The sequence below is a fragment of the Parapedobacter lycopersici genome, assembly GCF_040395035.1.
Taxonomy (GTDB): domain Bacteria; phylum Bacteroidota; class Bacteroidia; order Sphingobacteriales; family Sphingobacteriaceae; genus Parapedobacter; species Parapedobacter lycopersici_A.
In genome coordinates, this window is record NZ_JBEBRB010000035.1 from 12571 (window position 1) to 27032 (window position 14462).

At 48.6% G+C, this 14462-nt stretch carries 13 protein-coding genes; 9 read left to right on the forward strand and 4 right to left on the reverse strand.

The window, feature by feature from the left end:
* Window positions 1–73: 73 nt before the first annotated feature.
* The 5 genes from ABWO75_RS08665 to ABWO75_RS08685 are packed head-to-tail and all read left to right on the forward strand — an operon-like array spanning window position 74 to window position 4096.
* Window positions 74–859: a beta-carotene 15,15'-monooxygenase gene (locus ABWO75_RS08665; RefSeq protein ID WP_353184597.1), complete on the forward strand. Its 786-nt coding sequence runs from the start codon at window positions 74–76 to the stop codon at window positions 857–859.
* A 21-nt stretch (window positions 860–880) separates the two neighbouring features.
* A complete protein-coding gene (locus ABWO75_RS08670; protein ID WP_353184599.1) occupies window positions 881–2065 on the forward strand; it encodes a 1-deoxy-D-xylulose-5-phosphate reductoisomerase in 1185 nt (394 codons plus the stop codon).
* Between the two features lie 7 nt (window positions 2066–2072).
* Window positions 2073–3401 carry an RIP metalloprotease RseP gene (gene rseP / locus ABWO75_RS08675; RefSeq protein WP_353184601.1) on the forward strand — a complete coding sequence of 443 codons (1329 nt, stop codon included), beginning with the start codon at window positions 2073–2075 and terminating at the stop codon, window positions 3399–3401.
* A 15-nt stretch (window positions 3402–3416) separates the two neighbouring features.
* On the forward strand, window positions 3417–3857 hold the full coding sequence (locus ABWO75_RS08680; protein WP_353184603.1) for a Dabb family protein: 441 nt from the start codon (window positions 3417–3419) through the stop codon (window positions 3855–3857).
* A 44-nt stretch (window positions 3858–3901) separates the two neighbouring features.
* Entirely contained in the window at window positions 3902–4096 is a 195-nt protein-coding gene (locus ABWO75_RS08685) for a YwbE family protein (protein WP_353184605.1), read from the forward strand.
* 58 nt (window positions 4097–4154) lie between these two features.
* Here ABWO75_RS08685 and ABWO75_RS08690 read toward each other — a convergent pair whose 3' ends face one another.
* Genes ABWO75_RS08690 through ABWO75_RS08700 form a run of 3 tightly spaced genes read right to left on the reverse strand, consistent with a single transcriptional unit; the run spans window position 4155 to window position 7554 of the window.
* Window positions 4155–5102, reverse strand: coding sequence for a T9SS type B sorting domain-containing protein (locus tag ABWO75_RS08690; protein WP_353184607.1), 948 nt, complete (start codon window positions 5100–5102; stop codon window positions 4155–4157).
* 23 nt (window positions 5103–5125) lie between these two features.
* The gene (locus ABWO75_RS08695) at window positions 5126–6169 is read right to left on the reverse strand and encodes a hypothetical protein (protein WP_353184609.1); all 1044 of its coding nucleotides are present in this window, start codon (window positions 6167–6169) and stop codon (window positions 5126–5128) included.
* Window positions 6170–6222: 53 nt separating this feature from the next.
* Window positions 6223–7554 carry an immunoglobulin domain-containing protein gene (locus tag ABWO75_RS08700; RefSeq protein WP_353184611.1) on the reverse strand — a complete coding sequence of 444 codons (1332 nt, stop codon included), beginning with the start codon at window positions 7552–7554 and terminating at the stop codon, window positions 6223–6225.
* Between the two features lie 402 nt (window positions 7555–7956).
* On the opposite strand from ABWO75_RS08700, the gene carA reads away from it, so the two are divergent.
* Together carA and eno are read left to right on the forward strand one after the other, a co-directional pair.
* Window positions 7957–9054 carry a glutamine-hydrolyzing carbamoyl-phosphate synthase small subunit gene (carA, locus tag ABWO75_RS08705; protein ID WP_353184613.1) on the forward strand — a complete coding sequence of 366 codons (1098 nt, stop codon included), beginning with the start codon at window positions 7957–7959 and terminating at the stop codon, window positions 9052–9054.
* A 146-nt stretch (window positions 9055–9200) separates the two neighbouring features.
* Window positions 9201–10487, forward strand: a complete 1287-nt coding sequence (eno, locus tag ABWO75_RS08710) for a phosphopyruvate hydratase (RefSeq protein ID WP_353184615.1) — start codon at window positions 9201–9203, stop codon at window positions 10485–10487.
* A 66-nt stretch (window positions 10488–10553) separates the two neighbouring features.
* On the opposite strand, the gene ABWO75_RS08715 is transcribed toward eno, so the two are convergent.
* Window positions 10554–12698, reverse strand: coding sequence for a S46 family peptidase (locus ABWO75_RS08715; RefSeq protein ID WP_353184617.1), 2145 nt, complete (start codon window positions 12696–12698; stop codon window positions 10554–10556).
* A 239-nt stretch (window positions 12699–12937) separates the two neighbouring features.
* Between ABWO75_RS08715 and ABWO75_RS08720 the strand changes: the two genes are divergently transcribed.
* Window positions 12938–13240: an FtsB family cell division protein gene (locus tag ABWO75_RS08720; RefSeq protein ID WP_353184619.1), complete on the forward strand. Its 303-nt coding sequence runs from the start codon at window positions 12938–12940 to the stop codon at window positions 13238–13240.
* A gap of 176 nt (window positions 13241–13416) precedes the next feature.
* A complete protein-coding gene (locus tag ABWO75_RS08725) occupies window positions 13417–14433 on the forward strand; it encodes a PIG-L deacetylase family protein (protein ID WP_353184621.1) in 1017 nt (338 codons plus the stop codon).
* Window positions 14434–14462: the final 29 nt, after the last annotated feature.

Below are 14462 nucleotides of genomic sequence, written 5' to 3' on the forward strand. Positions count from 1 at the left end.
GGTGTAATTGATACAAGAAGATTGATTTCCGAAAAGATTATCTCATCTTTGCAGGATAATTTCCAGCTGCTGAATGATTCAGTTTTTAAAAGATAGTACGTTTGCCGTCAATGAAGTCATTAACAAATCATGGGATTTGCTGCGGCAGCATTATTTTTCCGTGGCAGGGCTCTGTTTCCTGCTGTTTCTGACGTCCAATACCTCCGGTATCCTGGCTTTTTATCTCAATGAGGTGAGCCCGTTCCTCAGCGCATTTATGGCCTTTCTTTTCGTGATTTTGTATTTCGGTATTCAGCTGGCGCTGTTCAAGTACATCTTCCAGCTGATCGATGGGAAGGACCATGTCCGTTTACAGGAAACAATTCCCACCACCCGCGAACTGGTGTATTTTTTCGCGGCAATGTGCTGTATCGCTGCCATTGCGCTGGTTTTTTATTTCATCATCTCGCTGCTTGGTTTTCCGTTGGTTTACGCCGGTGTAGACATTACCATGCTGGTCGACATCACCCGCGTAATTGCGGCGGTGTTTATTTTTCTGTTCCTGCTGCGCGTCGCCTTTTATCCATTTTTTATCATTGACCGGCACGCGGGACCCTGGCGCGCCGTTAAGCTGAGTTTTGCGCTCACGAAGGGAAATATCACCAAATTATTGCTCATCTTGGTATTTTTTGCCATTTTGCACCTGTTATATATTTATTTCAATTACAGTGGATACCCGATAGTATCTACTGCTTTGAGCGTAATCAATTCCTTTTTGGTTGGTCCGTTGTCCAGTGTGGTAGTGGCCATGGCCTACCGGGATATGATGATGCATTACCAAGGCGGCGAAGATCCCAAGGTGACGGAAAATATTATTTAAGACATTTACGAAGCAGGCATTTTGGAGAAGAAGAGTATAGCGGTCCTGGGCGCCACGGGAAGTATCGGTACACAGGCGCTGGAAGTTATCCGCGCCCATCCGGACCGGTTTGCGGTTCATGCATTGACGGCAGGCTCAAATGCCGATTTACTGATTGCACAGGCGCTGGAATTCCGGCCCTGCGTGGTAGTCATTGCCGATCCCGATAAATATAAGCAGGTGCAGACGGCCCTGGCAGGCACAGCCATTAACGTGCTTGCCGGCAACGAGGCGCTTGAAGAAGTGGTTCAGCACAAGGAGGTTGATACGGTACTCTGTGCGCTGGTGGGATCAGTTGGATTGCGGTCTACCCTTGCCGCTATTGAGGCAGGAAAAACAATTGCCCTGGCCAATAAAGAAACCCTGGTAGTAGCCGGCGCGCTGGTAATGGACCTGGCCGCCCGTAAGGGCGCGCGGATATTGCCGGTAGATTCGGAACATTCGGCGATTTTCCAGTGCCTGGCAGGAGAACAGGCCCAGCAGGTTGATAAAATTTACCTTACCGCATCCGGAGGCCCGTTCCGTGGCAAGCGCCGGGCGGACCTAAGCGCGGTTACCGCGGAGCAGGCATTGCGGCATCCGAATTGGGTAATGGGCGCTAAGATCACGATCGATTCGGCATCGTTGATGAATAAAGGGCTGGAGGTTATTGAAGCCAAATGGCTGTTTGATCTTGATGTGAGTCAAATTGATGTGGTCGTGCATCCGCAGTCGATCGTACATTCGCTGGTGCAGTTCAAAGACGGAAGCATCAAGGCGCAACTCGGCCTTCCGGACATGAAGCTGCCGATACAATATGCACTTACGTATCCGGACCGGGTGGAGAACACGTTTCCACGGTTTGATTTTGCCGACTTTTCGACGCTCACATTTGAGCGGGCCGACCGGGACACATTCCGCAACCTGGAGCTGGCATACCGTGCATTAGCGATGGGAGGGAACATGCCCTGTATCCTGAATGCCGCAAACGAAGTAGTTGTTGCCGCATTCTTAAAAGGAGAAACGGGCTTTTTAGCGATGAGTGATGTTATTGAGGAAACACTGGCGGCGGTGACACTGATACAACGACCCACGTTAGCCGATTACGAGTCGACCGACCAGTACAGCCGGATTATTGCGCGGGAACTGGTAACAAAAAGCAAAAAAATATATCATATAGAAAAATAAAGATTAAATGGGTGTACTGGTAATGATCGGGCAGGTTTTATTGGGCCTGTCCATATTGATAGTGTTACATGAATTCGGGCATTTTATAGCAGCCCGCGCATTTGGTATCAAGGTAGAGAAGTTCTACCTGTTCTTTGACGCATGGGGCGTCAAGCTATTCAAGTTCAATTTTAAGGGATGTGAATACGGTATTGGCTGGCTGCCGCTGGGTGGCTATGTGAAAATCGCGGGAATGATTGATGAGTCGATGGATACCGAGCAGCTCAAGGGCGAGCCGCAGCCGTGGGAATTCCGGTCGAAACCGGCATGGCAGCGGCTGATCGTCATGATGGGCGGTATCATCGTCAACGTACTGCTGGGCATGTTCATTTTCTGGATGCTCACCTTTAAATACGGCGAAACCTATGTGGATAATGCCCGTTTGGTAAACGGTGTGACACCCGGCATTATCGGAAAGCAGATCGGCCTTCAGGCGGGCGACCGTATTACGGAGATTGACGGCCAGCCGGTCGTCCGGTTTACCGATATCATCAGCTCCAAAGTATTGATGGGCAACACCACGCTGACGGTGGAGCGGGGAGGCGAGACGATTGATGTCCACGTACCCGGCGATATCCTTAATTCGGTTGCCGATTATGACCGGAACGAATTTGTACGGGCGCGCGAGCACACCATGGCCATTCTGGCTGTTCAACCGGGCAGTGTGGCCGAAGCTGCGGGACTCGAAGCGGGCGACAGCATTCTGCGGATCAATGATCAGCCGGTGCCGTTCTGGGACCAGGTGCGCGGCGCCATAGATGCCAATGTGGGAAAAGAAGTTAGCCTGCTCGTGTACCGGAATGGTGATAGTGCTACGGTAAATGCGACAATTCCGGAAACTGGTATGCTTGGTTTCTCCGTTAACCGGGACCCGTCGATTCCTTATGAAACCGTTTATTACGGGTTTTTTGAATCGCTGCCTATCGGAGCAGGCAAGGCATGGGGGACGCTGATTGACAATGCCAAGGGGCTTGGGAAAATAGCGAAGGGTGAATTGCGCGCCGATAAAGCATTGTCAGGCCCGGTGCGCATTGCCACCATGTTCGGTTCGGAGGTAGACTGGGAGCGGTTCTGGAGTCTGGTGGGCGTGCTGTCTATGGCGCTGGCGCTGATGAATTTCCTGCCTATCCCCGCGCTTGACGGCGGCCACGTATTGTTTTTGCTGGTTGAGATGATCCAGGGTAAGCCACTGAGCGAGAAATTTCTGGAAAAGGCACAGATGGTAGGTTTCTTCATCCTGCTGGCATTGATGATTTTCGTGTTTGGGAACGATATCTTAAAAATAGCGGGGAACTAAAAAAACCTGATGACTATGAAAAGAAGACAGTTTATTAAGCAAGCTGGTGCTTCAATGGCGGTGGCTGGAAGTGCCGGCGCACTGGTACAGGCCTGCGCGGCGCCACAACCGAATGACACGACAATGGATTCGCAGGAGCAAATTGCACATTACGTCCTCTTTTGGCTGAACGACGGATTATCCGAAACCGAGATCAGCGACTTTGCGAATTTCTTCGAGGAACTGAAAGCGATTCCCGGCATCAAGTCCCTGCATTATGGCCGGCCCGCACCCACGAACCCGAGGGATGTGGTGGACAACACATTTACCTATAACCTGTTGGTTTACTTCGATTCAATGGATGAAATCAATGTATACGAAACGCATCCCGTCCACTTGGCGGCGATCGAAAAATATTCCAAATACTGGAACCGGGTGGTAGTACATGACTCGGTGCTGAAAAAAGCGAATAGCTAACATAACACGGACGACTGAAACAGCTCGCCGCAGGTTATAGTGATATGGACGGAAAAAACAGAAAAGATATTTATCCTGGCCTTGAGGTAGCGATCATCCTGAAGAAAGACCAACGGACCGGAAAACACACGGAAGGCGTGGTGAAGGATATCCTCACATCAGCCGCGTTTCATTCGAGGGGCATCAAGGTACGGCTTGAAGACGGACAGGTAGGCCGCGTGGCGGAGATCTTCGGATAAAAAATATCGCCTACACGGATACCCGTGTAAGCGATACAAAATGAAAACGGCAACGTTCTTAGTTATTGGTATTCCGAATCAGTGTAATAAAACCCTTAAATACCTGCACGTGGCCGGTATGCAGCCGCAGTTCGAATGCGTAGTAATACGTGCCTTCACCTAAGCCTGCACCATTCCAGTCGTTCCGATAATTATTTGAACGGTATATCTCATTCCCCCATCGGTTGAATATCGTCAGCTGATGAGCAGGGAACAACTCCAGCCCACGTATCTCAAAATAGTCGTTTACCCCATCGCCATTGGGCGTAAAGGTATTCGGTATTTTCAGCGCAACAACCTCGACGCTTCCGATGGACTGATTGTCTGCCGGGCGACTGTCTTCCTCGCTGCTGGCCACGACAGCCAGCTGTGAGGCCAGTCCCTCGCTTTCGGCGCGGACACCGATAATCAATGATTCCGACTGACCGGGCGCAATATTTCCGGGCGACCAGGTGAGTTCACGCATTGCCGCGTTGTACACCACGGTGCCCGCGTGCATATCCACCACATTTTCATAGCGGACATTTGGCGCAAACGTCGCGATAACCTGTACGTCGGTTGCGGTACCCGTGCCATTATTTACAATGAACAGCTGGTGCGTAAATACCCCGTCGACCAGTACCATTGGCCGGTCCGGCACGTTGCGGATCTGCATATCCACGGTAACCGGAGGTCCCGTTTGATCCACAATTACCTGTACGGGATCGGAGAGGTCGGAGTTGCATTCATTGCCTAAGGCCATGACGGTGTATATCCCCGGCTCGTTTACCGTTATCCGCTGCTCATGGTAACCGTTCAGTGGTTCGCCATCGCGGAACCAAAGGTAGGAAAGGGCATTGGCTGCATCCGCACGGAACGTCACGGAGCTTCCCTGTGCAATATGCACAGCCTGCTCCTGCGCCCATGCAGAATGCAGGACAACCAATGCAACTACCGTTGCTGCGATATGCCTAAGCCAGCGAAACATGTAAAGGTGGTGTACCTTTCTTGTTAATCGGTAATGGTTTCGATGGTGATGTGCGGTTTGCCGGGTTTCGGAGTGACAAGAACGATGCTTGCATTGTCTTGATCATTTCCGCCAAACCATCCACGATAAATTACGTATGGACGCGCCCGGTTTGTTACAGCATTAGTTTCGGAGTCATCGTAATTGCGATCCTTAATTGTATATTCTACTTCAACGAAAAACTTATAACTTCCGATGTCAGAGATAGCGGGGTTGTACGTATCGGTAGTGCCGATTTTAATGATGGGGGTCCCTTGTAAATTGGCATTTTCGATATTTACTTTACTTGGGTCAATGGTTGGGAAATCGCTGGCAGTTGAAGCAAAAACGTCTGATGAGTTATTAGATTTTACGGCATACCAAGTATATTTTAGCTCGAATTGATCAAGAGCCGGATCTCCGGTATAACCTTCATAATTAACGTCGGCAGTAAGAACCACCTTGTCTTGCGTAGCTGCTTCATCCTCACAATATTGGAGCAACGATGTGTTGGCGCCGGTGTGAGTTACGCCAACTCCCAGTTGAGGTAATACAAAAACTACGAATGTTTCTGTCTGGTCTGGCGGACAAATTTCATTAGGATCAGCGCCAGGAGGAATAATAAATGCTTCTACCCGATATTGATGATAACCGGGGGCTAATCCTGTTCGTGGCAACGTGACGCTATTTTCACCCGGGATAGGTGTGGTAGATAACGTAGAGCCGTCGCCATCATCATACCAATTGTAAGTGGTAAATTCCAACGCTCTGGATGCATGATCTTCAATTGTACTGGCTCGTAACGTAAATCCATTGGCTACATTTGGATTGAAAAAAAGTATTGAATTAGTAAGCTCTTCACTGAAATCAGTAATTACGGGATCGAAATGTTCACCTCTTATTTTTGTATTGCCAGTAGTTACAGTGGTGCTTTGCGGTCCAAGCGGGTCAATTGGTCCAGGAGGGGTTTGTTGTGCCATAACATTCATGGTCACCATCAAAAACAAGCCAACCAGACCTGTTCTTAACATTCTCATTGTCGTTTTCATATTCATTTGTTTTAGTTTTTACGTAATGGTTTATTCATGTATTTATTGGTTAATTAATTCTGTATATCAGTGATTGTCAGGTGTGGTTTACCGGGTTGTGGTAGTACGTTGACAACAATCTTATTCCGTGCAGACTCATCTAAACACCCAGTAAGAGAGGCGGAAACGTAATAAGTGTATGTAGTGCCAAATACAAGAGACGGGGTAGTATAGGATGTGCTTGTCACGACAGGACTTCCACCTTCAGCAACAGTATACCAACGATATTCATAGCCACTTGTTGGACTGACAATAGATAGTGAAATAGACTCATCTTCACAGGCAGAAACTGCACCTTCACTGATACTTGGTGCAGTAATTTCCGGGGCGCGTATTACGCGTTGAATTTCGTAGACTTCAAGTTGTTGTAAGGCATTGAGCAATCCACTTCCCAATGAAATTTCAACGCGATTGAATACAGCATTAACGGGATAAGTTAATACTTGGATATTGCTGCTTCCCGCCAATAATGAAAGCTTGAGGATGCTTTGATCTAATGCTAGTGGTCCATTACTTTGATTGTCATTGTAAGTTCTGATGGAGAAGCTGGTCGATAATAAATTCGCCTGTAATAATCCGCCGGGATTTCTGAAAATAACGCGAACGGAATCGCCAGCCTGCGAATGAGAAGAATAGAGTGAAGTTAAGTGCGTTTTATTGGCGAGATTTGCCGTCCCATTGAGTACCGCAGCTGTAGTAATATTGCCATCGATGGCCAAAGCGGGATTCTGTACGATATTTAACCCCCCTAATATTGCTCCGTTTGTACCATATAAAATGTCTATTGGCTGATCGCATATTACAGAAGTTGCAGTCCTATAATAATAAGCCTCATAAATATTAAGTCCACCCCCTAGTGCGATACCGCTCGTTGAGATTCTCACACGATCATAGGTGCTAGAGGGGATTATAATTACCTCGGCTTGGTCGGCACCACTAAGCAATGTAATAAGGTTATTAAGTGTTTGTGGTGTTCCGATGGCTGTATTACCGAGAAATGCTTGTACGCTTATCCCACTTAATAAGCTTAATATGTTGGTGCCGGTGCCTATCTTGATACGTACAGGTATATTTCCAGAAACCTCTTGAGAAAAGATTAATTCCTGTCGCACAGAACCGGCCAAAGCGACACCAATGGTCGAATAAGAAAATATGTCGTGATCATGGGCTTTTGCCGCATCATTGATAAAGCCACCAATTAATGTCGTATTACTCTGCCCGTCTGCATACACCCGCTCCATCGCTTGTTGCCCATACCCCTCCCGTACCACCCCCAAACAAAGGAGCGTAACCAAAAATGCCATACGTGCGGCGGGAAAAATATAAGACAGGATGTGTGCGTACATGTCTATGCCATAGGTTTAAAAATTGCTGGGAAACAAATAAGGTGCACAGATTCGGATGCCCTTATTCAAAGTTTAGTTGTGTTGTATTCGTTCCCGCAAAAATAACCGGGGAATACACTGTAGGTTGCGTTCATTTTGTTCATATTCGATTTAGGGTCGACCGGAATGAACGAATCATACAGTCAAAAAAATATTTTAAAGTTTTGGAACAAAACTGTACCTTTGTCCCTCGTGAAAATCGGAGTACCTTGCTTCAAGAAAGAATCACCCAAGCCCGGAAACTTTTCCGGCTCACCCTGCATTTTCAATACATATTTTGGCCCGTCGAGGGCTTTTTTTTTGGATTTTCACGCTAAGCAAGCGGCTTACACAGGAAAACATTATAACCATATAAGATAGCGAATGACCAACTACAGCAAACTGCCGGCAATTTTAGTATTGGAAGACGGTACGGTTTACCACGGAAAAGCCGCGGGAAAAATCGGCACAACCACAGGCGAGATTTGTTTCAACACCGGAACAACCGGATACCAGGAAATCTTTACCGATCCCTCGTATTACGGCCAGATTATGGTGACTACCAATGCCCACATCGGCAATTATGGAATCCGTGACGAAGAAGCGGAATCGGGCGACATCCAGATTGCAGGCCTGGTTTGTAAAAATTACAACATGAACTACAGCCGGAAAATGGCAGATAGTTCGATACAGAATTATTTTGAGCGGGGTAACCTGGTGGGTATCTCCGACATCGACACCCGTGCGCTGGTACGCCACATTCGTAACAAGGGAGCAATGAACGCCATTATTTCATCCGAAACACTGGATGTGGAAGCGTTGCAACGGCAACTGGCTGAGGTACCCTCTATGGCTGGTCTGGAACTTTCATCGGTGGTCTCTACTAAAACACCTTATCACCATGGCAATGAATCGGCGCCGCTCCGTGTGGCTGTGCTCGACCTGGGTATCAAAAAGAATATCCTTCGCAATTTCAGCGACCGCAATGTATACACAAAGGTTTTCCCGGCAAAAACATCTTTTGCCGAGATGGAGGATTGGGCACCCGACGGTTATTTTGTATCCAATGGTCCGGGCGACCCGGCCGCGATGGACTACGCTGTGCAAACCGTAAAGGAAATACAGGAATCCAACAAGCCGATGTTCGGTATCTGCCTCGGCCACCAGCTGTTGGCGCTGGCCAATGGGGTACGTACAGAGAAGATGTTTAACGGACACCGCGGAATAAACCACCCGGTGAAAAATATCATTGCTGATAGCTGTGAAATTACCAGCCAGAACCATGGCTTCGGCGTAGTGGCAGACGACATTAAGAAGTCGGATAAAGTGGAAATCACACACGTGAACCTCAACGATGATTCCATTGAAGGTATCCGCGTAAAAGGTAAAAAGGCGTTTTCAGTACAGTATCATCCGGAATCGTCGCCCGGTCCGCACGATTCACGTTATTTATTCGATCAATTTGTGGCCATGCTGCGCTAGCCGGACTCCGATGGAGGCAGTAATTGCATATCAACGCAAATTTAGGTAAGTTTGAAAGGTACATTTCGGACCTGTTGCGCATGGGCCGAAAGCAGAAAAGACAATAAGCGCTATCATAATAACATAACCATAAAAAGAAAAAGTACATGAGTTTAATCATCGACGTTCATGCGCGGCAAGTGCTGGATTCGCGCGGTAACCCTACCGTAGAGGTAGATGTAACTACTGAAAATGGCTTTGTGGGTCGCGCTGCCGTACCGTCCGGCGCATCTACGGGCAAATATGAAGCTGTGGAATTGCGCGACGGCGCGGATGTGTACCTGGGTAAAGGGGTGCAAAAGGCAGTCAGAAATGTAAACGAAGCCCTGGCGAAGGAATTGCAGGGGATCGACGTATTTGAGCAGAATGCGATCGACAAGCTGATGTTGGAAATTGACGGTACGCCGAATAAAGCTAAAATTGGTGCTAACGCCATTTTGGGGGTTTCCCTCGCCGTGGCCAAAGCAGCTGCGCAGGAAAGCCGCCAGCCGGTTTACCGCTACATTGGCGGGGTTAACGCCAATACATTGCCTATTCCGATGATGAATATCCTCAACGGAGGTGCGCATGCCGATAATAAGATCGATTTTCAGGAATTTATGGTGATGCCGATCGGTGCTGAGACGTTTTCGGAATCGTTGCGCTGGGGAGTGGAAATCTTCCACCACTTGAAAACCGTGCTGAAGAAAAAAGGTTATTCGACCAACGTGGGTGATGAGGGTGGATTCGCACCTAATATCGGCTCGAACGAAGAAGCGATTGAAACGGTATTGCAAGCCATTGAAGTGGCTGGTTTCCGGCCTGGTGAAGATGTTTATATTGCCATGGATGCAGCCGCGTCGGAGTTTTATGACGCGGAGAAAAAACGGTATGTATTCAAGAAATCCGATGGCCGCCAGTTTACTTCCGAGGAACTGGTTAACTACTGGGTGGACTGGACTAAGAAATACCCCATCATTTCCATTGAGGATGGCCTTGATGAGGACGACTGGGCAGCATGGTCTGCACTGACCCAAGCCATTGGCGATAAGGTACAGCTGGTGGGCGACGACCTGTTCGTAACCAATGTGAAGCGGTTACAGGAAGGCATCGATAAAGGGGTAGCTAACTCTATCCTGGTGAAAGTAAACCAGATCGGTTCCCTTACGGAAACCATTGACGCGGTTTCGCTGGCTCAGACAAACGGTTACACTTCTGTCATGAGCCACCGTAGCGGCGAAACAGAAGATTATACCATTGCCGACCTGGCCGTGGCGCTGAATACCGGACAGATTAAAACCGGTTCGGCATCCCGTTCCGACCGGATTGCAAAATACAACCAGTTGCTCCGCATCGAAGAGGAGCTGGGCAGTAATGCAAAATTCCTGGGTAAAAGCTTTAAGTTTACTAAATAGCTAACTCCCCATAAAAAAAGAGGCCGCTGCTGAGCGGCCTCTTTTTTTATGGGTAACAGTGACTTGCTATTCCGCAATTGTCATCTCCTCAACCAAATGGGAAGCACCGGCAAATTTATCAATCAGGAACAGTACATAGCGGATATCCACGGAAATGGTTCGCTGCAGTTCCGGGTCGAAAATGACGTCACCCGCCATGGCTTCGATATTGCCGTCGAAAGCAATACCGATCAGTTCACCCTTCCCATTCAATACCGGCGATCCTGAATTCCCACCGGTAATGTCATTGTCTGTCAGGAAATTGATCGGGAGGTGGCCGGCTTTATCAGCATAGCGTCCGAAATCTTTTGCCTCATACAAGTCGATTAATCGTTTGGGTAGATCGAACTCTTCGTCACCGGGCTGGTACTTGGCAATGGTGCCTTTCAGTGTGGTAAAGTAATTTTCGCTGGCATCATTGGTCGGATCGGGAGGCAATGGGTTAATCTTACCATAGGTAAGCCGCAGTGTACTGTTGGCATCGGGATAATATTTTTTTCGCGGGTTCATTTTCCGCGTGCCTTCAACGAAAAGACGGAAGGCCCGTTGGAAGTCGGCTTCAGCTGCCGCCTGTTCGGGCGTCGATTCCCGGTAACGGTTAAGCAGCACCGTGGATAATTGGAACAACGGGTCCTGTTGGATCAGGGTACTGTCCGGGTTCGCCAGAAAGGCGGTTATTTTTGCCTTATCGGAGAACAGGCTTTGGTCAAACGCAGTATTGATATACCCGCGAAGATCGCTGTTGTTGGCTTCATACAACGTTTCGATGTATGTCGGAATACCGACTTCCGAGGCTTTTGCCGCATAAAGATTGACCAGCGCACCGAGCACGTCTTTTTCCAGCGGAAGGTGCAGGTTGTCGTAAATTCCACTGAGGTTCCCTTCGATCTGGGGATACACTTCCCGGCGCTTGGCCTCGTTCTGCCGGCTGTAATACAGCAATGCATTGCCAAGCGAGTAGGGAAGTGCGGCAAACGTACTGGAACGCAGCAGGCCGATAAGGTAATTGTCGTGCCGGCTTTGCAGGTTGGTCTGCTCGTAATAGTTATTGATGGTCGGGATGACGTTACCGTAACGTGCCCGGTTTTTGCGCTTGTTGGCCCAACGCTGGAAATCGGCTTCCTGCGCGGCTTTCGTGGCGGCAGTTTGGTGCTGGGTCAGCGCGTCGATCATGCCCTGGCGGTTTTTCCAGTAATTAGCCACCTGGGAGTAGGTAGATGCATAATTGAGCTTTACTTCCTGGTTGCCATCCATGTGTTTTTTCATCTGGTCCATGCCTACCTTGGATGCTTCTACCCAGGCAGGGTAAGCGTAGTGGACGTTTTGGTTGATACCGCCCGAAGGCATCCATCGATTGGTACGTCCGGGGTAGCCCAGGATCATGGCAAAATCTCCTGCATCAAATCCGTTCAGACTTACGGTGAGGTGATAATCGGGCTGTAGTGGCACATTATCAGGGGAATAGGGCGCTGGGTTCCCATCGGCGTCGGCATATACACGGAACAATGAAAAGTCGCCGGTATGACGGGGCCATTCCCAGTTGTCGGTGTCGCCGCCGAATTTTCCGATGCTGGCCGGCGGCGTACCAACCAGTCGCACATCGGGATAATCCTGATAAACGAAGTAATAGTATTCGTTGCCGTTATAGAAAGGTCTTACTGAAACAGTGTATTTGCCTCCTTCGTTGTTTTCCTGTTCTATTTTGGCAATTTCGCGGTTGATGACCCGCTCGCGCTCGATTTCATCCATCTCGTCGTTAACCAAACGGAGAATTCGGTCGGTGACATCGTCCATGCGCACAAAAAAGCGGACAGACAGTTCTTCCGGTTTCAGTTCGTCCTGTTGGGTACCTGCCCAGAAGCCGTTGGTCAGGTAATCGTTTTCCGGTGTAGATAGCTCAGCGATGGCACCGTAGCCGCAATGGTGGTTGGTGAGCACCAGCCCCTGGCCGGATACGATTTCGGCGGTGCATCCGCCATCAAACTGGACAATGGCATCCTTTAGGCTGGAGTGGTTAATACTGTAGATCTCCTCTGCGGTGAGCTGGAGTCCCATTTTCTGCATGTCCCGTTCATTGAGGCGCTCAATATGCATCAAAAACCACATGCCTTCATCTGCCTGCACATTCCATTTTACTGCCACAATCAGCAGGATCAAGAATAATTTTTTCATTAGCGTAATTGTTTGTGAAGCTTGTATGGATAACTCCCGATTATTTGCGTGAGCTCATACAGTTTCCATTATTTTTTACTTTATGATACTGCCCAAAGGTGCGGTAATTAAGTGATTGAACAAAACATTGTTTTGCGTTTTGTGATTTTAATAAACATTTATTCAGGTCGTTATGGAGAAGGCAACATTTTGAAGCGTGGATTTTTATTTTATTAAAATTTTGCCTTACATTTGTTGGTATGGAACGGCTGTTCTCCATTATCCGGAATAAATATGTGATCGCCACGGTCGCATTTGCGGTATGGATGCTGTTTTTTGACCGCCACGACATCACCACGCAATATAGCTATTATTCCCAGCTGAAAAGCCTGAAAGCGGAGAAAGCGTTTTACACTACTGAAATTGAGCGTGTGAACCAGACGATCGAAGCGCTGAATACTGACCCTGAAGCGCTACAGCGCATGGCCCGCGAAAAATACAAGATGAAGAAGGAAAACGAAGACGTTTTTGTCATCATCGAGCAGCAGGAATCCCCACAATAATATCCAGCTACGGGAGAGATTTCGTATTGCTGTCGTTAGACGGCAAGTGCGATCCGTGAAAAACGCATTCGCCGCTTGAAATAAACCGGATAATGGTTACCTTGCCTTCCTTAGGTCTTACCCCCCTAGCCAATTATAACGTACCAATATAAAAACACCTAACGATTGATTTAATTATGGAAAGAAGAAAATTTATCAGCAAGAGTATGCTTACCGGCGCGATGCTGCCAACGGTCTACGGTTCATTGACAGGCGCATCCGTGGCAGCGGATGGAGTGAAGTCAGGAACATCACCGGGCAACGCGCAGCAGGGCGATGTGGTCATTGAACGTCCGGTTACCGGCCGGCCGCACGAAGGAAAAGTACTGGCCGTAATCCAGCCCCATTGCGACGATATTGCACTCTTTGCGGCAGGCACTGTTGCCAAGCTGATCAGCGAGGGATATACGGGTTACATGATCCAGACGTCAAATGACGATGCCACCGGTGTAGGCAATACCGTTGCCGAACAGATCCTGAATAATGAAATTTCCACCAATGCCACAGCCAAGGCCCTGGGGTTGAAGAAAGTATATAACCTGGGGTATCGCAACCACCGGATGGATGAATATAATATCCAGGAGATAAAAGGAAGACTGATCTTCCTTTTCCGGCTTTTGAAGGTTGATACCGTTGTCTGTTACGACCCTTGGGGGCACTACGAGGAAAATCCCGACCATTACGTCACGGCCAAAGCGGTAGAGGCAGCCCGCTGGATGGCCGGAAGTTATGATTATCCGGAACATTTTGACATCGTGGAGCGCCACAGTGTGCTGGAACGGTATTATTTCGCCCGGGGGCCACAACGGGTGAACCGTGTGGTGGATATCAGTAGTTTCATTGATACCAAGGTCGAAAGTAATGCCGTGATTACCAGCCAGGGTCCCGGTGGCCACGCCGGTTCGGCATTGCGGAATTCGCTTGCGAAAAACGGGAAAAAACTGGACATCTTGGGAAGCGATGATCATGCGGCCGACCGGAATTACATCAAGCACTTTGTACTGGACCAGGACTCACAATATACACGGGGCGTGCCTTCCGACAGGGAAATCGGGAAAAAATACGGCTTGGAATGGGCAGAGCAGTTTCATTACATCGGTCCCGATCCATCCAATATTCCGAGCTTTATCAATGAGCACGCAACCAACACGTAAAACAAACGGAAGTGCTGTGAAAACAGCCT

Bases quoted from the DNA above. Each gene is read 5' to 3' on its own strand.
- ABWO75_RS08665 (WP_353184597.1), top strand. From the start codon at position 74: ATGATTCAGTTTTTAAAAGATAGTACGTTTGCCGTCAATGAAGTCATT.
- rseP (WP_353184601.1), top strand. From the start codon at position 2,073: ATGGGTGTACTGGTAATGATCGGGCAGGTTTTATTGGGCCTGTCCATA.
- ABWO75_RS08680 (WP_353184603.1), top strand. From the start codon at position 3,417: ATGAAAAGAAGACAGTTTATTAAGCAAGCTGGTGCTTCAATGGCGGTG.
- ABWO75_RS08685 (WP_353184605.1), top strand. From the start codon at position 3,902: ATGGACGGAAAAAACAGAAAAGATATTTATCCTGGCCTTGAGGTAGCG.
- ABWO75_RS08690 (WP_353184607.1), bottom strand. From the start codon at position 5,102: ATGTTTCGCTGGCTTAGGCATATCGCAGCAACGGTAGTTGCATTGGTT.
- ABWO75_RS08695 (WP_353184609.1), bottom strand. From the start codon at position 6,169: ATGAAAACGACAATGAGAATGTTAAGAACAGGTCTGGTTGGCTTGTTT.
- ABWO75_RS08700 (WP_353184611.1), bottom strand. From the start codon at position 7,554: ATGTACGCACACATCCTGTCTTATATTTTTCCCGCCGCACGTATGGCA.
- carA (WP_353184613.1), top strand. From the start codon at position 7,957: ATGACCAACTACAGCAAACTGCCGGCAATTTTAGTATTGGAAGACGGT.
- eno (WP_353184615.1), top strand. From the start codon at position 9,201: ATGAGTTTAATCATCGACGTTCATGCGCGGCAAGTGCTGGATTCGCGC.
- ABWO75_RS08715 (WP_353184617.1), bottom strand. From the start codon at position 12,698: ATGAAAAAATTATTCTTGATCCTGCTGATTGTGGCAGTAAAATGGAAT.
- ABWO75_RS08720 (WP_353184619.1), top strand. From the start codon at position 12,938: ATGGAACGGCTGTTCTCCATTATCCGGAATAAATATGTGATCGCCACG.
- ABWO75_RS08725 (WP_353184621.1), top strand. From the start codon at position 13,417: ATGGAAAGAAGAAAATTTATCAGCAAGAGTATGCTTACCGGCGCGATG.